General features: G+C 62.3%; 11 protein-coding genes. 5 read left to right on the top strand and 6 right to left on the bottom strand.

Annotated features, from left to right (window positions below; translation table 11 throughout):
• Positions 1-51 precede the first annotated feature (51 nt).
• Positions 52-13,062, bottom strand: a complete 13,011-nt coding sequence (locus PI739_RS04765; protein WP_271351522.1) for a non-ribosomal peptide synthetase — start codon at positions 13,060-13,062, stop codon at positions 52-54.
• Between the two features lie 95 nt (positions 13,063-13,157).
• Positions 13,158-13,916: a thioesterase II family protein gene (locus PI739_RS04760; protein ID WP_271351521.1), complete on the bottom strand. Its 759-nt coding sequence runs from the start codon at positions 13,914-13,916 to the stop codon at positions 13,158-13,160.
• Positions 13,917-14,231: 315 nt separating this feature from the next.
• Here PI739_RS04760 and PI739_RS04755 point away from each other — a divergent pair, with 315 nt between their 5' ends.
• Complete coding sequence (locus tag PI739_RS04755; RefSeq protein ID WP_003319375.1) at positions 14,232-14,768, top strand: RNA polymerase factor sigma-70; 537 nt, start codon at positions 14,232-14,234, stop codon at positions 14,766-14,768.
• Between the two features lie 78 nt (positions 14,769-14,846).
• Here the strand turns inward: PI739_RS04755 and PI739_RS04750 are convergent, their stop codons facing one another.
• On the bottom strand, positions 14,847-15,371 hold the full coding sequence (locus PI739_RS04750; RefSeq protein WP_003371658.1) for an SgcJ/EcaC family oxidoreductase: 525 nt from the start codon (positions 15,369-15,371) through the stop codon (positions 14,847-14,849).
• A 192-nt stretch (positions 15,372-15,563) separates the two neighbouring features.
• On the opposite strand from PI739_RS04750, the gene PI739_RS04745 reads away from it, so the two are divergent.
• From PI739_RS04745 to PI739_RS04730, 4 genes are read left to right on the top strand one after another with little or no spacing between them, the layout of a single operon-like run.
• Positions 15,564-16,748, top strand: coding sequence for a sensor histidine kinase (locus tag PI739_RS04745; RefSeq protein WP_096128568.1), 1,185 nt, complete (start codon positions 15,564-15,566; stop codon positions 16,746-16,748).
• Positions 16,745-17,413: a response regulator gene (locus PI739_RS04740; protein WP_003371654.1), complete on the top strand. Its 669-nt coding sequence runs from the start codon at positions 16,745-16,747 to the stop codon at positions 17,411-17,413. The genes PI739_RS04745 and PI739_RS04740 overlap by 4 nt, the downstream gene beginning before the upstream one ends.
• The gene (locus PI739_RS04735; protein WP_271351519.1) at positions 17,410-19,749 is read left to right on the top strand and encodes an ATP-binding protein; all 2,340 of its coding nucleotides are present in this window, start codon (positions 17,410-17,412) and stop codon (positions 19,747-19,749) included. The genes PI739_RS04740 and PI739_RS04735 overlap by 4 nt, the downstream gene beginning before the upstream one ends.
• On the top strand, positions 19,746-20,210 hold the full coding sequence (locus PI739_RS04730; protein ID WP_003406975.1) for a response regulator: 465 nt from the start codon (positions 19,746-19,748) through the stop codon (positions 20,208-20,210). The genes PI739_RS04735 and PI739_RS04730 overlap by 4 nt, the downstream gene beginning before the upstream one ends.
• On the opposite strand, the gene PI739_RS04725 is transcribed toward PI739_RS04730, so the two are convergent.
• The 3 genes from PI739_RS04725 to PI739_RS04715 form a co-directional block, all read right to left on the bottom strand.
• Positions 20,211-20,642, bottom strand: coding sequence for a universal stress protein (locus tag PI739_RS04725; RefSeq protein ID WP_003371651.1), 432 nt, complete (start codon positions 20,640-20,642; stop codon positions 20,211-20,213).
• 116 nt (positions 20,643-20,758) lie between these two features.
• Complete coding sequence (gene dusA / locus PI739_RS04720) at positions 20,759-21,757, bottom strand: tRNA dihydrouridine(20/20a) synthase DusA (protein ID WP_271351518.1); 999 nt, start codon at positions 21,755-21,757, stop codon at positions 20,759-20,761.
• Between the two features lie 263 nt (positions 21,758-22,020).
• Positions 22,021-23,148: a sensor histidine kinase gene (locus PI739_RS04715; protein WP_003436595.1), complete on the bottom strand. Its 1,128-nt coding sequence runs from the start codon at positions 23,146-23,148 to the stop codon at positions 22,021-22,023.
• Positions 23,149-23,255 lie beyond the last annotated feature (107 nt).

Below are 23,255 nucleotides of genomic sequence, written 5' to 3'. Positions count from 1 at the left end.
CCCAGTAACGAGTTTTTTATCCGCAGCCCCGTCGCACCGACGAGAGGCTGATCAGAGCCCTTCCAGTTCCGCCATCAAGTCCGCCAGACGGTCGAATTTCTGCTCGTCGACCTGTGCTCCTCCAACGCTTTCCAGATGCTGCGCCAACGCCTGAACGGTGTTGAATTCGAACATTGCCCGCAACGGCACGTTACGCTGCAAGCGCTTCTGCGCACGGGTCACCACCTGGGTCGCGAGCAGCGAGTGCCCGCCCAACTCGAAGAAATTGTCGGTAATGCCCACGCGCTCGACCTTGAGCACATCAGCCCAGATCGTTGCCAGCTGCTGCTCCATTTCCGTCTGTGGTGCCAGGTAATCCTGCTGCGCCAGGCTGACGTCCGGCGCCGGCAGGGCCTTGCGGTCCAGCTTGCCGTTCGGGGTCAGCGGCATGGCCTCCAGTAGCACCAGATGCGTCGGCACCATGTAGTCCGGCAGGCTGGCCTTGAGGTGGCCTTTCACCTCGTCACGCAGGGCCTCATGATCCTGCGTCGCGGAGCGCGGCACCAGGTAGGCCGCCAGCACCTTGCCCAATGGGCCGTCGACGTCCAGCACCACTGACTCACGGATAGCGGGATGCTCCAGCAGACGGGTTTCGATTTCGCCCAGCTCGATGCGATAACCACGAATCTTCACCTGATGATCAACCCGGCCGACGTACTCCAGCACGCCGTCCTTGCGGCGCCGCGCCAGGTCACCGGTGCGGTACAGACGTTCGCCCGGCGCACCGAACGGATGCGGTACGAATACCGGTACGCTGCGCGAAGGGTCAGCGACATAACCACGACCGACACCGGCCCCGGCCACACATAGCTCACCAACCGCACCCAGCGGCACGAGGTCCAGCGCATCATCGAGCAGGTACAGACGATTATTGTCGGTCGGCGAACCGATCGGCAGATAAGCGCTGCGAGTGGACTGCGCATCGACCCGGAAGAACGCCACGTCATCAGAGCATTCAGCCGGACCATAGGCATTCACCAGGCCGATCTGCGGGTAACGTTGCAGCCACTGGCTGGCCAGTTCCGGCGGCATGGCTTCACCGGTCGGCAGCATCCAGCGCAGGCCGTCGAGCGCTGCCTGCGGTTCGGCGAGCAGGCCGTTGATCAGCGACGGCACGCTTTCCAGCACGCTGATGCGCTGTGCCTGAACATGCGCCAACAGCGCCTGCGGATCGCGGGCGATGTCGTTCGGCACGATGTCCACCCGAGCACCGAACAGCGGCGCGGCGAGGAACTGCCAGACCGAAATGTCGAAACTCTGCGAGGCGGTCTGGGCGATCACATCGCGGTCGCTCAGGCTCAGGTAAGGCACCTTGCTCAACTGGTTATTGAGCATGCCGCGCTGCTCGACCATCACGCCCTTCGGCAGCCCGGTGGAGCCTGAGGTAAAGATTACATAAGCGAGGTTGTCCGGCGCGCTGTAGCGACCAGGATCGTGCTGCGCGGAATCGCTCTGCTGCACGTCTTCCCAGACCCGCAACTGCGGTCGGCGCCCTTCAGGCAGTGCTTCGAGCAGCGCCCTGCCCTGTTCCAGGCACTCAGCGCTGCACACCAGCAGCGGTGTGGCGCTCTGGCCGATGATGCCGCTCAGACGCGAGTTCGGCAGTGCCGGGTCCAGCGGCAGGTAACCGGCACCGGCCTTGAAGCTGCCGATGATCATGCCGAGCAATTCAACACCGCGCTCGGCCAGCAAGGCAACTGGCTGATCGAACCCGACACCGGCCTCGATCAGGGCATGGCCCAGACGGTTGCTGGCGATATTCAGCTCGGCATAGCTGAGCTGGCGCTCTAGGCAACTGACCGCAATGCGCTCCGGATGCGCCGCGACCTGCGCTTCGAACAGCTCGACATAGCTTTTATCCAGCGGGTAAGCATGGTCACTCTGGTTGCAACCGTCGATCAGGAAAGCGCGTTCCTGCTCACTGACCAGCGCCAGTTCGGCCATGTCGCCATGGAAGCCTTCGACCAGCGCCAGCAGCAGGCGCTTGAACTCACCAAGAATCCTCTGCACGGTGGATTCGTCGAAATAGCGCTGGTCGTAGGACAGGTGCAGACCCAAGTCATCGCCCGGATAGCAGACTGCGGTCAGCGGGTAGTTGGTGTGGGTACGACCGGAATCCGAGGTGGCATTCAGGCTTTGCGCACGGTCCAGCACCGAGACCTCGACCGGCGCGTTCTCGAACACGAACAGGCTGTCGAACAGTGGCTGGCCCTTGGGCAGCTCGCTGTTTTCCTGAATGGTCACCAGCGGCAGGTATTCGTACTCGCGCAGTTGCATGTTGCTGTCCAGCAACTGGCCGAGCCACTGGCGAACGCTGCAACGCTGGTCGTCAGCCGGCATGCCGACACGCAGGGCGACGGTATTGATGAACAAGCCGACCGTGCGCTGCATCTGCGGCAGTTCCACCGGCCGCCCGGCCACGGTAACGCCGAACACCACGTCGCGCTCACCGCTCATGCGCCGCAGGGTCAGCGCCCACGCCGCCTGGGCGAAGGTGTTGACGGTCAGTTGATGCTGCTGCGCCAGTTCGCGCAGCTGTGCACCGTCGCGTTCATCGAGACGGGTGTAGCAGTCGCCCACCACCATGCCACCGCTGTCGCCGGCATGTTCACGCAGGAACGGCCGGTCGCTGGGGATCGGCGTAGGCTGCTCGAAGCCGCGCAGGTTATCTCGCCACCAGTCACGCGCCTGCGTCAGTCCTCGGCGTTGCAACCAGCCGATGTAGTCGCGATAGCGCGGTGCGGGGGCCAGTCGCGCATCGCGGCCTTCGCCCAGCGCAGTGTAGATGTCGAAGAAATCGTTCATCAGCAGCGAGCGGCACCAGGCATCGATCAGGATGTGGTGGTTACTCATCATGAACCAGTAGCGCGCTTCATCGATGCGGATCAGGCGCAGGTGGAACGGCGGCTGATCAAGCAGATTGAAACCGGCCTCGCGCTCGGACTTGAGCAAGGCCTGCAGACGCGGCTCCTGCTGCTCCGCTGGCACCTCACGCCAGTCCAGATAATCGATTGGCGTGCTGCCCGGCTTGTGAATGACCTGCAGCATGGTTTCGCCGATATCCCAGCAGAACGAGGCGCGCAGCGCTTCATGACGGGCGATCACCGCCTGCCAGGCCTGGGCAAAACGCTCTGGGTCGAGCGCGCTGTTGATGCGGTAGCGGTCCTGCATGTAATACAGGCCGGTGCCCGGTTCCAGCAGGGTGTGCAGCAGCATGCCCTCTTGCATTGGTGTCAGCGGGTAGACGTCCTCGATGTGCGTCGCAGCAACCGGCAGCGCATCCAGTTGCGCCTGATCCAGATCGGCCAGCGGGAAGTCCGACGGCGTCAGGCCACCGCTGCCATCGCTCAGGCAATGGGCAATCAGCGCCTGCAGGCAGGCCAGGTAATCCTGTGCCAGCGCTTCGATGGCAGCCGGTTCATAGCGCTCGGCACTGAAGGTCCAGCGCAGCAACAACTCGCCGCCATACACCTGACTGTCGATGCTCAGTTCGTTGGGCAACGGCGCCTGCGGGTCGTGGGCCGCGCCTGGCGACTCTTCCAGCGGACGGAACAGCGCGTCTTCAGCGAAGCTCTGATCGAACTGGCCGAGGTAGTTGAAGGTGATCGGCGCCACTGGCAGCGCCTGCATGGCAGCCTTGCTGGCACTGTCGGCCAGGTAGCGCAGCACGCCATAGCCCAGCCCCTTGTGCGGCACCTGACGCAGTTGCTCCTTGATCGCCTTGATCGAGTCGCCCGGTGCCGAATCGGCAGCCGGCGCTGGCGTCAGGCGCAGCGGATAGGCGCTGGTGAACCAGCCCACCGTGCGGGTCAGGTCGATGTCATCGAACAGGTTTTCACGGCCGTGACCCTCAAGCTGGATCAGCGTCGACGGCTGCCCGCTCCAACGGCAGACCACCTGGGCCAGCGCGGTCAGCAGCAGGTCGTTGACCTGGGTTCGGTAGGCACTCGGCGCCTGTTGCAGCAATTGCCGGGTACGTTCGGCATCCAGTCGCACGCTGACCGTCTGCGCATGCAGATTCTGCTGACCGCCCTGCGGGTTATGGCACGGCAGAGTCGTCGCAGGACCGCCCAGCTGGCGCTGCCACAGCTGCAGTTCTTCACGTAACGATTCATTGCCTGCATAGGCCTGCAGACGCGCGGCCCAGTCGCGGAAGGCGCTGGTCTTCGCCGTAAAGCGCACAGACGCCGCGTCGCGCAGTTGACGATAAGCGTTTTGCAGATCGTCGAGCAGCACACGCCACGACACGCCATCGATCACCAGGTGATGAATCACCATCAGCAACCGTTGCCGGCCCTGCGGCCCATCGACCAGCAAGGCGCGCAGCAGCGGACCGTCTTGCAGATCGAGACTGCGCTGGGTGTCGGCGTACAGGGCTGCGCATTCGGCCATGTCGGTGACCCGCGCCCGAATCAACAGGGTGTCGGCGGTCACTGCGCGGTGTTCTGCCTGCCACGTACCCTCGTGCTCGGTGAAACTCAGGCGCAGGGCATCGTGTTGTTCGAGTAGCGCACGCAACGCCTGCTCCAGCAGGTTCGGGTCCAGGGCGCTGAGCGGCTCCAGCAGCAGCGACTGGTTCCAGTGCTGACGCTCGGGGATAGGCGTGTCGAAAAACCAGTGCTGAATCGGCGTCAGGCCGCAAGCACCGTCAAGCTGGCCCTGCTCGGCCTGAATCAATTCGCGAGTGGTCGCCACGGCGGCCAGGGTCTGTACGGTCTGGTGCTGGAACAGATCACGCGGGCTGAAATGAATGCCCGACTGACGCGCCCGGCTGACCACCTGAATCGACAGGATCGAATCGCCGCCCAGTTCAAAGAAGTTGTCGTTGAGGCCGACTTTTTCCACGTTCAGCACCGCACACCAGATTGCCGCCAACTGCTGTTCCAGCTCACTGGCGGGCGCTACGTAGTGTTGACGATTGAGTTCCGGGTCTGGTGCAGGCAAGGCGCGGCGGTCGAGTTTGCCGTTGGCGGTCAGCGGCATGCTGTCGAGCAGGATCAGGTGGGTCGGCACCATATAGTCCGGCAGTTGCGCCTTGAGGTGCGATTTGAGCGCTTCACGCAATTGCGTCTGCTGCTCGTCGCCCTGCCCGGCCACATCGCTGACCAGATAGCCCGCCAGTTGCTTGCCCGACGGCGTGTCCAGCGCCAGCACAATGGCTTCGCGGATCGCTGCATGCTCCAGCAGACGGGTCTCGATTTCACCCAGCTCGATGCGGAAGCCGCGAATCTTCACCTGATGGTCGATACGCCCCAGGTATTCCACCAAACCGTCGGCGCGCTGGCGCACCAGATCGCCGGTTCGGTACAGACGCCCGCCGTTGCTGGCGAATGGATCGGCCACGAAGCGTTCGGCAGTCATGCAGGGGCGCTGGTGATAGCCCTGCGCCAGGCCCGCTCCGCCGATGTACAGCTCACCGCTCGCGCCCTGGGGCACCAGCGCCAGATCGGCGTCGAGAATGTAAGCCACCCTTGCGCCGACCACGCGACCGATCGGCACGCTGGCTTCGCCCTCCTCCAGTTGCTGCGGGGCCAGGCTGGCCAGCGGCATGACCACGGTTTCGGTCGGGCCATAAGCATTGAACAACAGCTCGGGCTGGAACACTGCACGGATACGTTGCAGGTGTTCGCCGGTCAGCGCTTCGCCGCCGGTGATGCACATGCGCACCGGCAGGGTCTGGCCCTGGGTTGCCAGCCACTGCGCCAACTGGCTGCCATAGCTGGGCGTGAAGCCGAGAATATTGACCTGTTGCTGGCGAATCAGCGTGCAGATTTCTTCGGCGTCCCACTGCCCCTGAGCACGCAGCACCACGCGTGCACCGCTGAGCAAGGGCACCAGCAGGCGCTCGGTGGCAGCATCGAAATTAATCGAGTAGAAATGCAGCTCGCAGTCGTCAGGGCGCATGTCGAAGCGCCGGATCACCGCCTGGCAATGCATGGCGATTTCACCGTGGGACACCACCACGCCTTTGGGTTTGCCGGTCGATCCGGAGGTGTAGATCAGGTACGCTTGGTGCTGCGGCAGGTTGATGAACGGCAGCTCACAGGTTGGGCAGGACGCCAGCAATGGCTGATCATCTTCCAGGCACCAGCGGGCAACACCCTCAGGCAACTCACCCAATGCGGCAAACAGGGCACGATCGCTCAGCAGCAGCCCGACGCCGCTGTCTTCGATCATGTAGTGCAGGCGTTCCAGCGGGTATTCCGGGTCGAGCGGCACGTAGGCACCGCCAGCCTTGAGGATCGCCAGCAGGCCGACGACCATGTCCAGCGAGCGCGGCAGCGCCAGACCGACGCGAACCTGCGGGTCGACGCCGCGCTCGCGGAGCATCCAGGCCAATTGGTTGGCCTTGGCGTCCAGCTCGGCGTAGCTGAGGGTTTGCCCGGCGAAGGTCAGCGCCGGCGCGTCTGCACGCCGTTGTGCCTGTTCGGCGAACAGGCTGTGAATGCACTGGTCGAGCCGCTGCTCACCCGCTTCGACGCCGAGGCTGTCGAGCAGTTGCTGACGCTCTGTGTCCTGCAGCAGCGGCAATTCACTCAGGCGTTGTTGTGGATCAGCGAGCAGCGCCTGCAGCAGGTTCAGCCAGTGCTCGGCCATCTGCGCGATGCGCGGTTCGTCGAACAGATCGGTGCTGTAGGTCAGGCAGCAACCCAGTCGGTGATCCAGTTCGGTGACTTCCAGATTGAGGTCGAACTTGGTGGCCCGCGCATCGTTGACCAGGTACTCGACGGTCATGCCCGGCAGTTCGCGACTCTGCTGGAATTCCCAGCGCTGCACGTTGCACATCACCTGAAACAGCGGGTTGTAGGCGGCGCTGCGTGGCGGTTGCAGGGCTTCGACCAGATGATCGAACGGCAGGTCCTGATGTGACTGGCCTTCGATCACCGTGTGGCGAACCTGTTCGAACAACTGGGCGACGCTCATCTGCCCGTCAAGCTGCACGCGCAGCACCTGGGTATTGAGGAACGCGCCGATCAGCCCTTCGCTTTCTGGACGGATACGGTTGGCCACCGGTGCGCCGATGCGCAGGTCGTTCTGGCCGCTGTAGCGGTAGAGCAATACCGCCAGGGTGGCGGTCATGGTCATGAACAGGGTCAGGCCATTGCGGGCATTGAATGCACGAACTTTCGCGGCCAGGTCGGCGTTCAGGTCGAAGCGATACAGTTCGCCCTGATGGCTTTGCACCGGCGGACGCGGTCGGTCCGCAGGCAGCTCCAGCAATGGGTGCTCGTTGCCCAGCTGTGCGGTCCAGTAATCGAGCTGGCGCTGGCGTTCACCGGCTTCCATCCACTGCCGTTGCCAGACGCTGTAATCCAGGTAGTGCACTGCCAGCGGTTCCAGCGGCGAAGGTCGTCCTTCGAGGAAGGCCTCGTAAAGCTGTCCCAGTTCGCGGGCGAAAATGTCCATCGCCCAGCCTTCGGTGACGATGTGGTGCAGGGTCAGGACGAAGTAATGCTCAAGGTCGCTCGACTTGACCAGACACGCGCGCAGCAACGGTCCGGTTTCCAGATCGAAGGGCTGGTGCGCCTCACTGTCGGCCAGCGCCTGAATGCGCTGCTGACGAAGCTCGGCGGGCAATGTCGAGTAGTCCTGCCATTGCACGCACAGGCCGGACTGCTCGCTGACCTTCTGGCACGCTACGCCGTTGACGCTCGGGAACGTGGTGCGCAGGGTTTCGTGGCGCAGAATCAAGGCTTGCAGCGCTGCCTCGAAACACTCGATGTTCAGCACGCCTTTCAGGCGCGCCATGCCGCCGACGTTGTAGGCCGGGCTGTCCGGCTCCATTTGCCAGAGGAACCACATGCGCTGCTGGGAATAGGACAACGGCACCGGCTGGCTGCGGTCGACACGGGCAATCGGCTGCAGGCTGCTGCGTGCACCTGACTGCTGAATGCACTCAACCTGTTCGGCAAACGCGCCCAGCTCGCTGGCTTCGAACAGCGCCCGCAACGGCAGGTCGATGTCGCACGCCTGCCGCACGCGGGAAATGATCTGCGTGGCCAATAACGAGTGCCCGCCCAGTTCGAAGAAATCATCGCGCAGGCCGACACGCGGCACACCCAGCACCTGTCGCCAGACAGCGGCGATCTGTTTTTGCAGATCGGTCTGCGGCTCGACATGCTCGCGGGTCTGCCATTGCGGCTCGGGCAAGGCGCGGCGATCCAGCTTGCCGCTCGGGCTCAGGGGCATGCTGTCGAGACGCACCAGCTGCGCCGGGACCATGTAATCCGGCAGTTCCAGGGCCAGCGCCGACTTGATCCGCTCGGCCTCGACGCTCTGGCCTGCTTCGGCGGTGTAGTAACCGATCAGTTGCGGCCCGGCAACGGTTTCGCGCAGCAGCACGGCTGCCTGGCCTACGCCTGGCTGGGCCAGCAGGCGGGCTTCGATCTCTTGTGGTTCGACGCGAAAACCGCGCAGTTTGACCTGCTGATCCAGACGGCCAAGGTATTCCAGCGCGCCATCAGTGCCCCAGCGTACCAGGTCCCCTGTGCGGTACAGGCGCTCACCCACTTGCCCCAGCGGATCGGCGACAAAGCGCTCGGCGGTCAGCCCGGGACGCTTCAGATAACCGCGCGCCAGACCGATGCCGCCGATGCACAACTCACCGGCCACCCCGCGTGGCAGCGGATTCAGTTCGCTGTCCAGCACCCGGCACAGCACATTGCCCAGCGGACGGCCGATCGGCGAACGCAGGCCGTCGCTGATCCGGCACTGCCAGTGGGTGACGTTGATCGCGGTTTCAGTCGGGCCATAGCGGTTGTGCAGCTGTACGCCGGGCAGTTGCTCCAGCACCCGGTTGCGCAGCTCGCCGGGCAATGCTTCGCCGCCAGAGAACAGACGACGCAGGCTGCTGCACTGTTGCGCCAGCGGCTCATCGATGAACAGTTGCAGCAGCGGCGGCACGAAGTGCAGCGTGGTGACCGAATACGCGTTGATCAGCTGCGCGATGCGCTGCGGGTCGCGGTGTTCACCAGGGCCTGCCAGCAGCAGACGGCAGCCGGTGATCAGTGGCCAGAAGCACTCCCACACCGAGACGTCGAAGCTGATCGGTGCCTTCTGCATCAGCACGTCGCTTTCATCCAGCGCGTAGGTGTCCTGCATCCATTGCAGGCGTTCGGCCAGTGCCGCATGGGTGTTGCCGACGCCTTTGGGCTGACCGGTCGAGCCGGAGGTATAAATCACGTACGCCAGGTTGTCGCCGTGCAGGTTCAGACGCGGCGCGCTGACCGGCCAGTTGTCCAGGTGCAGCCTATCCATCGCGACCGTGCACACGCCTTCGGCGCTCGGCAGGTCGCCCAGCAGATGGCTCTGGGTCAACAGCAGTTCGACCCCGCTGTCCTGGAGCATGTAGGCGAGTCGATCCATCGGATAGTCCGGGTCCAGCGGCACGTACGCCCCGCCCGCCTTGAGGATCGCCAGCAGCCCGATCAACAGCTGCGGCGAACGCTCGGCGGCGATCGCCACCTTGATGTCCGGACCAACGCCCTTGTCGCGCAGGTAATGCGCCAGGCGGTTGGCCTGCGTGTGCAGGCCGGCGAAGTCGAGGCTGCCCCCCTCCCACACCAGCGCAATACGTTCCGGGGTCTGCCGCGCCTGGCGGTCCAGCAGATCAGGCAACCACAACGTGGCCGCTGCGCAAGGCGCGGCGCTCCATTGCGCCTGTTGCTCCTGCTCCTCGGCGCTGAGCAGTTGCACATCACCCAGCGCGAGCTGTGCCTGCTGGCTGACCTGCGTCAGCAGCCGTACATAGTGCCGAGCCATGGCGACGATGGTGTCGTGCTCGAACAGTTCGTCAGCGTAATCGAAAGACAGCGTCAGGCGACCATTGCGGTCCTCCTCGCTGTGCAGTTGCAGATCGAACTTGGCCTCGCGGCTGTGCCACGGCAGCTCTTCGGCCAGCAGCCCCGGCAAACGACGCAGTGCGCCGAGGTCGCGTTGCTGATGGTTGAACATGACTTGAAACAGACCGTGCTCGCGCGCCTGCGGAAACGCTTCGACCAGTTGCTCGAACGGCACGTCCTGATGGGCCTGGGCTTCAAGCGCCGCCTGCCGGGTCTGGGCCAGCAGGGTCGAGAATGGCAGACGCGGGTCCAGCTCTGCGCGCAGCACCAGGGTGTTGATGAAGAAGCCGATCAGGCCCTGGGTTTCATGGCGTGGCCGATTGGCGCCGGGCACACCGATACGAATGTCGGCTTGCCCGCTGTAACGATGCAACAGGGTCTGGAACCCTGCCAGCAGGAACATGAACGACGTCGACTGCCAGGCTTGCGCGGTGTTGCGCACGGCGGTGCTCAGTTCGGCAGTCAAGCGCAGGCTGTAGCGCGAAGCGCTGTGCTGCTGACGGGCCGAACGCGGATGGTCGGTGTTCAGCGTCAGTACCGGTTGTTCATCACCCAGTTGCTGCTGCCAGTAAGCCAACTGGCGCTCGGCCTCGCCGTTCGCCAGCCATTCGCGCTGCCATTGACCGTAATCGGCATAACGTAGCGGTAACGGTGTCAGCTCCAGGGTCTGGCCCTGAACGGCCGAGGCATAAAGGCGCGAGAACTCGTCGATCAGCACATTCAGCGACCAGCCATCGGCAATGATGTGGTGCAGTGTGACCAGCAATTGATGCTCTTCTTCGTCCAGTTGCAACAACGTGACGCGCAGTAATGGACCATGTTGCAGATCGAACGGCAGACGCGCCTGCTGTTCGCGAATTGCCACGGCCCGTGCCTGACGCTCGGTGCTGGGCAGATCGCTGATATCGAGGGTGTCGAGGTGGAATTCACTGGACGCGTCGATACGTTGCAGGGCCACACCGCCCTGTTCGTAGAAGCGCGTACGCAGCGATTCATGACGCTCGATCAGGCGTTGGAAGCTGGTGCGCAATGCAGTGCTGTCGAGTTCACCGCGCAAGTGAAGCCCACCGGGAATGTTGTAGGCGCTGCTGTGCGGATCGAGCTGCCAGAGGAACCACAGGCGGTTCTGGGCCATGGACTGTGGCAGATGCTCGTTGCCGGGCAATCGGGCGATGGCGCTCTGCGTCTGGCTGTCGCCTTGCAAGGCGGCGACCTGCAGCGCTTCGACCTGCGCCGCGAAGGCCGCCAGCGTCGGCGCTTCAAAGAGCAGTCGCAGGTTCAGGTCGATCCCCAGCGTTTCGCGCAGGCGGGCCACCACCTGAGTCGCGATAATCGAGTTGCCGCCCAGCAGGAAGAAATGGTCGTCGGCACTGACCTGCTCACACTGCAACTGCTCGCACCAGACTGTGGTAATCTGCGCTTGCAGGTCCGAGCCGCTGCTTGGGGCACAGCCTGAAAGAGTGGTATCGCTCGCGGGGAACACCGCGTAGCTGTCCAGGCTGCCGTCGGCCAGACGCGTGCGGCAGGCCGAGCGTTGCAATTTGCCGCTGGAGGTCTTGGGCAGCGCGCCCGGATTGAGCAGCACCACGACACTCGGCGCTTCCTGAAACGCCTCGGCCACGGTCTGCCGGATGATTTTAATCAACGCTTCGGGCGTGAGGATTTTCTGCACGCTGCGACTGATTTCAGCAGTAATGCCGATGCCTTCGTTACCGTCCTGAGTGACGGCAAACGCCGCCACACGGCCTTTGCGCACGACATCCACCTCACTCTCGATGAGCTTTTCGATGTCCTGCGGGTACAGGTTATGGCCACGAACAATCAGCATGTCCTTCAAGCGACCGGTGATGTACAGCTCGCCGTGACGCTGAAAACCCAGGTCGCCGGTGCGCAGCCAGGTCTGCCCGGCATGCTGCACGAATGCCTTGGCGGTGGCCTCAGGGTTGCGCCAATAGCCGTGGGCGATGCTCGGCCCGCTGGCCCAGACTTCGCCAACCTGATTTTCGTCGAGCACCTGCAGGCTGGCCGGGTCGGCAATCAGTACGCCATGCCCTGGCTGGCCTGTGCCGCAGCTCATGACCGGCTGACCGTCGCCCGGTTCTACGACGTTGCGCGCCAGCGCCTGCGCATTCAGGCGCAACGATGGAATACCCTTGCCGCGCTTGCCACCGGCCACATACAGCGTCGCTTCGGCCAGGCCGTAGGACGCCATGAAGCTGTCAGGCGTGAAGCCGCAACTGGCGAATTTCTCGGCAAATGCCCTCAGGCTGTCTTCGCGAATCGGCTCGGAGCCCGAATACGCCACGCGCCAGCGACTCAGGTCCAGACGCTCCAGCGCCGACTCGCTGACCCGTGCGCTGCACAGCTGGTAGGCAAAGTCAGGCCCACCGCTGATGGTGCCGCCGTATTCACTGATGGCTTCCAGCCAGCGCAATGGCCGGGCAAGGAAGTACGCGGGGGCCATCAGGATGCACGGGACACCACTGAAAATCGGCTGCAACAAGCCGCCGATCAGGCCCATGTCGTGGTACAGCGGCAGCCAGCTGACAATCACGTCGTCCGGGTTGAGGTCGATGCCGAAGCCGTGGCGGATCAGTAACTCGTTGGCGACCAGATTGCCATGCGTGACCTGCACGCCCTTGGGCAGCGCGGTCGAGCCCGAGGTGTATTGCAGGAATGCGATGTCGTCGGCCTGCAACTGCGGGCCCTGCCAGTCTCGTGCCGGGGCAGCAGGCAACGTGTCGACACAGAGCTGTGGCGGCGCATCGGCGGCGGTCAACTCGTCCATCTGCAGCAAGGCCGGCTGCAAATCGGAACCGGTCAGCAGCAGACGCGGCTCGGCATCGGCGATGATCGACAGCAGGCGCTCCTGGTGATGGCGACGGTTGGATTCCGGCGGATAAGCCGGCACGGCAATGACCCCGGCATACAGGCAGCCGAAGAACGCCGCGACATAGTCCGGCCCGCTATGGAACAGCAGAATCGCCCGATCCCCCGGCACGGCCTGACGTTGCAACGCAGCAGCGATGGTCCGCGCGCGCAGGTCCAGATCACGGTAGGTCAACACCAGGCCCTGGTCTTTCTCATCGGTGAGAAAACGCAGCGCCAGCCGATCCGGCCTGTGCAAGGCGCGACGCTGAAGAGCCTGAGCCAGAGTGTCGGGGAGTTCAAACGCATCCATGATGGGGTTCCTGCTAGATTCGGCGTGCCAGATAAAATCTGAATTTCAAAAAAGACGCGCGCCCTGCAGAGAGGCCGCGCGCGAGGCAAACAGGGTCAACCGGCGGCCCGGTTCATTTGCCGTGAGGTGCTGTTGCGCCAGCGGGCCAGGTGCTGTTCGCAATAGCGCCGCAGCAGGCGGAGCAGCTGTGTTTGCTCGTCGACCAGATAAAAGTGATGGCCCTCGAACATGTCCAGAGAGAATCCGGTGCGGGTCTCTTCCTGCCAGTCGAGCAGTTCCTGGACGCTGATGCTGTCCTGTTTGCCGCCAAATACATGGATCGGCACGCTGAGCGGCTCGCGCCTGCCGTACACAAAGCTGCCGCAGAGCAGAAAATCGGCGCGCAGGATCGGCAGCATCAACTGCATGAGTTCCTGATTGGCGATGACGTTTTCGCCGGTGCCCTTGAGCGTGCGCAGCCGGTCGATCAGTTGCGCATCGGTCTTGGCGGCGACGTATTCGCTGACATCGCGGCGCACCGGACCGGCAGTCGCTGATGCGAACAGCGCCAGCGGTGCGGGCAGACCGCGCTCGCGCAAGGCGTGCGCCAGCTCAAAGGCCAGCAGCCCGCCCAGACTGTGGCCAAACAACGCATAGGGCTTGTCCAGCTCGGCGCTGATTTCGTCGGCCAGATGATTGGCCAGTTGCACGATGTCGATCTGCAAGGGCTCGTCCATGCGCATGCCACGACCGGGAAGCTCCAGCGGGCGCACGTTCAGCCACTCCGGCAATTTGCGCCGCCAAGGGCTGTAGAACATCGCGCTGGCCCCGGAATAAGGCAGACAGAACAGCGTCAGGCTCACCGGCGTGCTCATATCGAAACCGCCTGTCTGTGGGTGCGGATGTAAAGGCGGCGATGCGCGTGATCGGAACGCATGGGGTTCTCCTGAGGTATTCCCTGGCCGCAACCGTGGTCGGGCCTGTCACCAATGAGAACGGATGGCGTCTGCAAATAATTAGGCGGATGCACGCAGCGAGAACAGGCCCGATGAAAGCGCCCTTTTAAAGTGCACTGATTGGATTTCGCATTTGACAATAATTATCATTAAGGCTAATTTGTCGCCCCATGTGACGGTGCTGCCCCTCCATGCGGCCCTCCCCTCCATTGTTGAAGCAGCAAGGTGAATTCCATGACGGAACACGTAATCACAAGTAAGTGCGACTCACCCTTACTCCAGGCCTTCGTCGATAACTACTTGCTGCTGGTCAAGATTGCGGCCCGCATCGTGGGTTGTCGCTCGCGCGCCGAAGACGTCGTGCAGGATGCCTTTTTCAGACTGCGCTCGGCACCTCAGGCCACGCTGACCTTCAAGGCCCAGCTCAGTTACCTGTTTCAGATCGTGCGCAACCTGGCCATCGATCATTACCGCAAACAGGCGCTCGAACAGAAATACACCGGCCCGGAGGCCGAGGGGCTGAACGTGGTGATTCAAGGTGCCTCGCCGGAAATCTCGCACATCAACTTCTCCAGCCTGGAGAAAATTGCCGATGCCCTGACCGAGCTGCCGCCCCGCACTCGCTATGCATTCGAGATGTACCGCCTGCACGGCGTGCCGCAAAAGGACATTGCCAAGGAACTGGGTGTGTCGCCGACGCTGGTCAACTTCATGATTCGCGATGCGCTGATTCATTGCCGCAAGGTCAATGGCGCACAGGCCGAAGCCTGACAGCGAGCGGTTCAGACAGGCAAAAAAATCCGGAGCACTGGCTCCGGATTTTTTGTTTTCCGCCTGGCGGATAACAGATCAGCGGCTGACCTGATACTCGGGCTGTACTTCCGGCATCGCCGAGGAATGGTGGTTGAGAATCTTCCACTCGTTGCCGACGCGGTGGTACAGAAAGGTATAGCGCGCCTGGACTGTGCTCTTCTTGCCGTCAGCGGCGGTCAGGGTGAACGTGTAGACACCACTGTCCACCGCTGCATCCGGACCCAGGCGGCGGATTTCCCGGTAGTTGATCTCACCGGCCGGCTTGAGCGCCAGGAAGTGATCGAAGTAGTCCTTGATCTCCGCAGGCGTTGCCCGGACCTTGTTCGAAACGGTCGGCTGCAGAACTGCGTCCGGTGCATAGAGCGACACCACAGTCTGCGAGCTGCCGGTCTTCAGGGCCTTGTTCCAGCGGTCGAACAGACTGGCGATCTCCTTGTCGTTCACGTTGCTTGGGGTCTCGGCCACCATGCGATAGGTGTAGCCGGAAGGCTCGGCGGCGGCGTGGACCATCGGCGCACTCACAGCCAGCAACAGGGCCAGGGCGGTCAATTTCATTTTCATCGCTACTCTCCTACGGGGATCTGTTCAGGGATTCAGTGAGTGCCACTTTGCCCTCCCCGCCACGGCTCGCCATCGGCCAACCGGGGTTAACTGTGTATGCCGATCGGCAGATAGGCTTCACCTCCTGATACAGTTCTAATAGCCTTACTTCTGTTATGCCCGCGCGGGCATCAACCCTCGCTGGAGCATCCCATGCAAAGCCCCCCCCATGATCCGGCAAGCGCACTGGCCATTCGTAACCAGTATCGCCAGTCGCAAAGCCGTGCCGCACGGCTTCGCCTGCTGGTGGATACCGGCCAGGAGCTGACCCATCTGCCACCTCAGGCCATGCGCCAGCGCGTGCTGCAACGCGCGTGCGCATTCGTGGCGATGGACCATGGCCTGCTGCTGGAATGGAGCGCCGACACCGGTGTGCAGACCACCGCCCGTCATGGCAGTGCAGAACGCCTGGCGACACTTGAGACCGCTGCCGACCCGCTGGCCATCGGCCCGCAGTGGCTGGAGCGGCCCGATGCCGACCTGCCGTGCATGCTGCTGTTACCGTTGCGCGGCGCCGACGAAGGCTCTTTTGGCACCCTGCTGCTGGCCAACAGCGTGGGCATCAATACGCCGGACAATGAGGACATCGAGTCGCTGCAATTGCTGGCGACGTTGCTGGCGGCACACCTGGAGAACAATCGGCTGCTTGATGCGCTGGTGGTCAGAGAACAGACCATGTCCGAGCTGGTCCGCCAGTTGTTCACCGCTCAGGAAGATGAACGCAAACGCGTGGCCTACGACCTGCATGATGGGCTGGCCCAGACCCTGGCCGGGCTGCACCAGCGGCTGCAGGGTTTTGCCGGTCGCTGTCCTGATCTGCCTGAGCCGCTGGACGCCGATCTGCAGGCCATTCTCAAGCTGGCGCAGCACTGCGTGGGCGAAGGTCGCCAACTGATCAGTGGCTTGCGGCCAAGCGTGCTGGACGATTTCGGCCTGCTGCAGGCGGTCGACAAGGAAGCTGACCGGTTGCGCGAAGCCGGAATCGCGGTGCACTGGCAGTCGCGCTCCCTGACCCGCCTGCCCAGCCACCTGGAAATCGCCCTGTTCCGTATTGCCCAGGAAGGCATCAACAATGTGCTCAAACACGCCGCTGCGAGCAACGTAGAATTGGCTCTGGAACTGAGTGAAGAGCACATTTCACTGCTGCTCGAAGACAACGGCAGTGGTTTCGTCACCCAAAAACCGTTCAATGACAAAGGCGTGCAGAAACTGGGCCTGGTGGCCATGCAAGAGCGCGCCAGCCTGCTCGGCGGCCGTCTGACCTGCGTCAGTCGGCCCGGGCACGGCACCCGACTGCGCGCCATCGTTCCTTTTACCGCAGACAAGGCAATGACATGACTGACACTGTACGACTGGTTTTGGCGGACGATCATGAAGTGACGCGTACCGGGTTCGTCTCACTGCTGGCGGGGCATCCGGAGTTCGAAGTGGTCGGTCAGGCGGCCGACGGCCAGCAAGCCATCGATCTGTGCCAGGAGCTGCAACCGGACATCGCCATCCTCGACATCCGTATGCCGGTGCTCAACGGGCTGGGCGCTGCGCGGATTCTCCAGCAGCGCATGCCGGATCTGAAAGTGGTGATTTTCACCATGGACGACAGCACCGATCACCTGGAAGCCGCCATCAGCGCGGGCGCGGTGGGCTATCTGCTCAAGGATGCCAGCCGCGACGAAGTGATCGACGGCCTGCAACGCGTGGCGCGTGGTGAAGAAGCACTGAACAGCGCCGTCAGCGCGCGCCTGCTGCGGCGCATGACCGAACGCAATACCAGTGGCGCAGCCCTGCCGGAAACCCTCACCCCGCGTGAACGCCAGGTGCTCGGGCTGGTGGCGGGCGGCTTCAGCAATCGGGAAATCGGCGAAAAACTTGGCATCACCACCGGCACGGCCAAGGCCCACGTGGAAAAGGTCATCGGCAAACTCGGCGCCTCGGACCGCACTCAGGCGGCGGTACGCGGTGTGGCGCTGGGGCTGGTGAGCCAATCAACGAGCGACTGGCAATGACCGCAAACTCCAGCAGTCGCTGGGAAGACCTTCCGCTACGCGGCAAGGCGCTGGTGGCCATTTCGCTGCCACTGGCGATTCTCATGTTCTCGCTGGTGCTGATCTATATCGCCGAGCGCCAGACCGCTCAGGCAGAGGAGGACGTAAGGCGCGTGCTGCTTGTGCAAGGCGACATTCAGACCCTTCATACGCAGATCGCAGAAGGTGCGGCCAGCGTACGTGGCTACCTGCTGACTCACCGGGAAGACTTCCTGCCCGGCTACCTCAACGCGCAACCGCTGATCGAGGCGGCGCTGACCCGGCTCAACACCAATGTGCGTGACGAGCAGATGCGCGAACACCTGAAAGCCATCGAGCCGCTGATCAACACCAAGGTCGAAGGCCTGGAAAAACTGCGCTCGATGGATAGGCAAGATCAAGAAACCGTCGCCCGCATCCTGATCGAAAACAAGTACGTGCTCGACCAGTTGCGCGAACGCATCGGCATCATGCGCGAGCGTGAAGACGCGCTGCTCGCCGAACGTACCGAGGCTGCGGCAGCCACTCGCGAGCGCCTGCTGCTATCGACTCTGCTGGCCGCAGCCTGCGGCATCTTCGGTGCCATTCTTGCCGTGTTGATGCTGTCCAAAGGCATCGTCGCCAGAGTGCATCAGGTGCAGCGCAACGCCCAGCGTCTGGCGCTCGGGCATCCGCTGCTGCCCCAACCGCCTGAAAAGGACGAGATCGGCCAGCTCGGCACTCGTCTGGTCGAGGCCGGCCAGCTGCTGGCCGAACGTGAACGCGCACTGCGCGACAACGAGGAGCGTTTGCGGCTGATCATCGAAGGGGTCAAGGACTACGGCATCTTCGCGCTGGACCGCAATGGCTACATCACCACCTGGAACGCAGGAGCCGAGCGTATCAAGGGCTACACGGAACAAGAGATCATCGGCCAGCACTTTTCTGTGTTCTATCTGCAGCAGGAATGTCCGCAACACCCCGACATGGCATTGCATGAGGCCACCGTCAACGGCCGGTATACCGAGGAAGGCTGGCGCCAACGCAAGGACGGCAGCCGTTTCTGGGCCAGTGTGGTGATCACCGCGCAATACGACAGCAATGACGAGCTGCGCGGTTTTTCCAAGATCACCCGTGACATCAGTGATCGTCGCGTTGCCGAAATTGCTCTGGGTACTGCGCGTGAGGAAGCCGAACGCGCCAGCCGGGCCAAAAGTGAATTCCTGTCGCGCATGAGTCATGAACTGCGCACACCGCTGAACTCGATTCTGGGCTTTGCCCAGTTGCTGGACATGGACTCGCCCGCCAGCCAGCGCCCGCAAATCGGTCATATTCTGCGAGCGGGCCAGCATTTGCTGAAGCTGATCAATGAAGTACTCGATATCGCCAGAATCGAAGCCGGGCATGTTTCCCTGGTCCTCGAGCCCGTATCCCTGTCGAGCGTGCTTGAAGAAGCGCTGGTGTTGGTCTCGCCGATGGCTGCCGACGCCAATATCGAGTTGAAGCCCTTGCCGAATCTGCCTGACGAGATCGGCGTGGTCGCTGACCGACAGCGCTTGATTCAGGTGTTGTTGAACCTGCTGTCCAACGCGATCAAATACAATCGGCCCGCTGGCCAGGTGCGGATTGAAATCGAGCAGACTACCGAGCAGGTGACGGTCAGCGTAGTGGACACCGGCTACGGGATTGCGCCGGAGCGTATCGGACAGCTGTTCAAGCCGTTCGAGCGGCTGGACGCCAACCCGAGCGTCGAAGGCACCGGGCTGGGACTGGCGCTGAGCAAAAGCATGCTGGAGATGATGCACGGCACGCTGTCCGTACAGAACACACCGGACGAGGGCTGCCGGTTCATACTCGCGCTGCCGCTTGTGCGGGTGCAGCCGCCCGCCGCCAAACCGCCGCGTCAAGCTGACACTGCTCTCGAGATAACGCCGGATGTCCGCTCGCCTGCCCGCCCGGCCTATCATGGCAAGCTGCTGTGCATCGAAGACAATCTGTCGAGCATGGCCTTGATTGAAACGCTGCTGCAACGCAGACCGGGTATCCAGTTGCTGTCGAGCATGCAGGGCCAGCTGGGGCTTGATCTGGCGCGCCAGCATGCGCCACAGCTGATTCTTCTCGACCTCAGCCTGCCGGACATCAAGGGGCTTGAGGTGCTGCAACGTCTGCGACGCCTGCCGGCTACTGCTCACACACCGGTGCTGATGATCACTGCCGACACCAGTGATAAAGCCCATCGCGAACTGAAACAGGCCGGAGCCACGGCCATTGTGATCAAACCCATCCAGGTGCCGGTGTTTCTTGCCCTCCTGGACCAGTATTTACCGGAGCCCACATGACCGGCGACTTTCGCATTCTGATCATTGATGACCAACGGCCCAACCTCGATCTGATGGAGCAACTGCTTGCCCGCGAGGGGCTGACCAACGTCCTGAGCAGCACCGAGCCGTTGCGCACGCTGGATCTGTTCAACAGCTTCGAGCCCGACCTGGTTGTGCTCGATCTGCACATGCCCGAATTCGATGGCTTTGCGGTGCTGGAGCAGCTCAACCGGCGCATACCGGCCAATGACTACCTGCCGATCATGGTGCTGACCGCCGACGCGACACGCGATACCCGCCTGCGCGCACTGGCGCTGGGCGCGCGGGACTTCATCAGCAAGCCGCTGGATGCCCTGGAAACCATGCTGCGCATCTGGAACCTGCTGGAAACCCGCGCACTGTATAAATCGCTGCGCGAGCTGGTGCCTGCGGAAAATATCGAGCTGCTGCGCCAGCCGCGAACGCTGGCGCAGCAGTGATTATTTGATCAGCGTCACCGGCACCGATGCTTCGTGGATCACCCGCGTGGCCACGGAGCCCAGCAGCAGGCCGCCAAAGTTACCGAGCCCGCGGGTGCCCATGACCACGGCGTCGCAGCCGAGCCGCTGAACCTCAGCCTCGACCTGTTCTGCCACGTTGCCCAGATCGACGTGGGCCTGAAACGGCACACCAGCAGCAGTCAACAATGCAACCGCATCAGCCAGCACCCGCTTGCCTTCATTGGTCAAGCCGGCTTTGACGCCATCAATCATGTCGGGAGCCAGATAAAGGCTGTAATCGATGGGGCTGGCCTGCACATTCAGGATATGTACCTCGAGCGACTTGGTGAGTTCACCAGACAACTCGATGACATAGCCCAAGGCACGCATGGCGTGCTCGGAGCCGTCGAAAGGAACCAGAACTTTGTGCATGGGCGTTTTCCTTGTTGGGTTATGCGCTCAACATAACCGCAGCCCGATAACGCCGCTACTGGAATAAGCGTTTCCTTTGATTCGGCTCAACTCAGATCAATTCACGGCACATGCGATCAATGCCCCTGCAGAAACGCCGCGGCCTGATCCAGCAACAGCATCGGGTTTTCGGCCTTGTGTATGTCAACCGACAGCAACTGCCGGAAGCGTCGCGCACCAGGGAAACCCAGGCCCAGACCGAGCATATGCCGGGTGACGTGGTGCATATTGCCGCCGCTGGCAATGTGCTCCGCAATGTACGGCCGCATCGACTCCAACGCGTCGTAACGACTGATGACCGGCGCCGTGCTGCCGAACAACTGCTGATCGACATGCGCCAACAGATACGGGTTGTGGTAAGCCTCACGCCCCAGCATGACGCCATCGAACGACTGCAAATGCTCACTGCACTGCTCTAGCGTCTTGATGCCGCCGTTGAGCACAATCTCCAGGTCAGGAAAGTCAGACTTCAACTGCGCCACTACGTCATAACGCAGTGGCGGAATATCGCGGTTTTCCTTGGGAGAAAGCCCTTCGAGAATCGCGATACGCGCGTGAACCGTGAAACTCTGGCAACCCGCCTCCTGAACCTTGCCGACGAAATCACACAACTCGGCGTAGCTGTCACGGCCATTGATACCGATCCGGTGCTTGACCGTAACCGGAATACCAACCGCATCGCGCATCGCCTTGACGCAATCCGCCACCAGCGCAGGATGCGCCATCAGGCACGCACCGATCATGTTGTTCTGCACCCGGTCACTCGGGCAACCGACGTTCAGATTGACCTCGTCATACCCTGCCTCTTCCGCCAGACGCGAACACGCAGCCAGATCCGCCGCCGTACTGCCACCCAACTGCAACGCCAACGGATGCTCGGTTTCATCATGCCGTAGGAACCGCTCGCGGTCGCCATGCAGCAAGGCGCCGGTGGTGACCATCTCGGTGTAGAGCAAGGCATGCTTTGAGAGCTTGCGCATGAAGTAGCGGCAGTGGTGGTCGGTCCAGTCCATCATCGGAGCGACGGAGAAGCGGCGCGTGAACGAGCGCCTTTTATCGGGGCTTGCGGATGACATTAGCGTCGGTAGCTCGGAGAGAAGTATGGAGGCATTCTATCATCGGGCGTCGTTGTGCAGCCACGTTAGCCAATTGATGCCGCTGGATGGCTGTAAATTGGGAAGGTTTTGATGGATAAGTTTGAGGTCTTTCGGAATTGATCAAGCGGGCATCTCTGTCGCCCGCAAGATGCTTGAAAGCAGGTCCTCACCTCAGGAGCAAGACCGGGACACTATGTGTGTCGGTGTCGGATATACACCTCTGACTGACAACCGCCCCCACCTCACCCCGCACTCAACGGAATGAACACCGCAAACGTAGTCCCATGATCCGCTTTCGACGTCACCTCGATACGCCCGCCGTGCGCGTCGACAATCCTGTCGACGATGAACAGACCCAGTCCCAGGCTTGAATAAGGTCCGTTGTCGGTCATCTTTTCGGGTGAGTAGCGGTCCATCGGGTTGAAGATGAACGGCAGCACATCTGCGGGAATCGGGCTGCCGGTGTTGTGGACGATAAAGCGCAGCTCGCCCTCCGAAACGGCCAGCGTCACTTCGACGGGATCGCAGCTATTGCCGTGCTGTATGGCGTTGCCGATGAGGTTCGAGAAGACCTGCTCCAGTCGATCGCCATCGAAGCGGCCGATGACCGGGTCCTCCGACGTCAAGCGAATGTCTGCTTCCGGGTTGACGGTACTCGATTCGTCAACGATGCGAACGCAGATCGGTTGCATGTCTATTTTGGTCTTTTTCAACGGGATGCCGGGACCGATCTGTGAGCGCGTGAAGTCGAGCAGATCGCCGACGATCTGGTTGGCCCGCTTCACGCTGGAGTAGATCCTCGATGCAACCTTGGTTGGCCGCGCGCCCAGATCATGGGTGCGCAGCAATACGTCGGCCCCCAGCAGTATGGCGCTTAGCGGGGTACGCAAATCGTGCCCGAGGATGCCAAGAAATATATTGCGTGATGCCTGAATCGCGCTGGTATAGCTGGAGATAGACTCGGCCAGGGCCTGATCTATCGCCTCGTTGAAACGAATCATGTCTTCGATCTGCTGTTGAGTGTCCAGCGCTTCTCGCGACATCCACTGTTTGATCACGCTCGCCCGTAATGCCCGAAACTCCGAAACCACCTGATCGATGGTGAAGCCCGACATCAGTCGAGTGATCGCGTGGCTTTTGGCTGCGGTTTGTTCATGTGACACGCCGTGGCCCTGCGATTTGTCGACCTGCTGTTGCAACGACTGATCCGTTTCCAGATCAGTGGCGATCGCCCGCAGCATTTGCTCGACATGGTCCCTGAGCTCTGTGGTATCCAAAGGCTCACCGGCCGGAGACAGGGTGCGTGCGAAATCGGTCCACTCGCGCACGATAGGTTCGATGTTTTCGAGGATGAAGCCTGATAAACGCATAGCCATTCAAACCTGAACATGAACTCCGCAGATTGCAGGTTCGTAGAGTGAGACGGGCACCCGTCCCGACCCTGCGGACAGATAAAATCTGGAGTGAAGTTCACACA

It is taken from the genome of Pseudomonas cerasi (assembly GCF_027983475.1).
GTDB lineage: Bacteria > Pseudomonadota > Gammaproteobacteria > Pseudomonadales > Pseudomonadaceae > Aquipseudomonas > Aquipseudomonas cerasi.
This window is presented reverse-complemented; position numbering and strand designations above follow the sequence as displayed.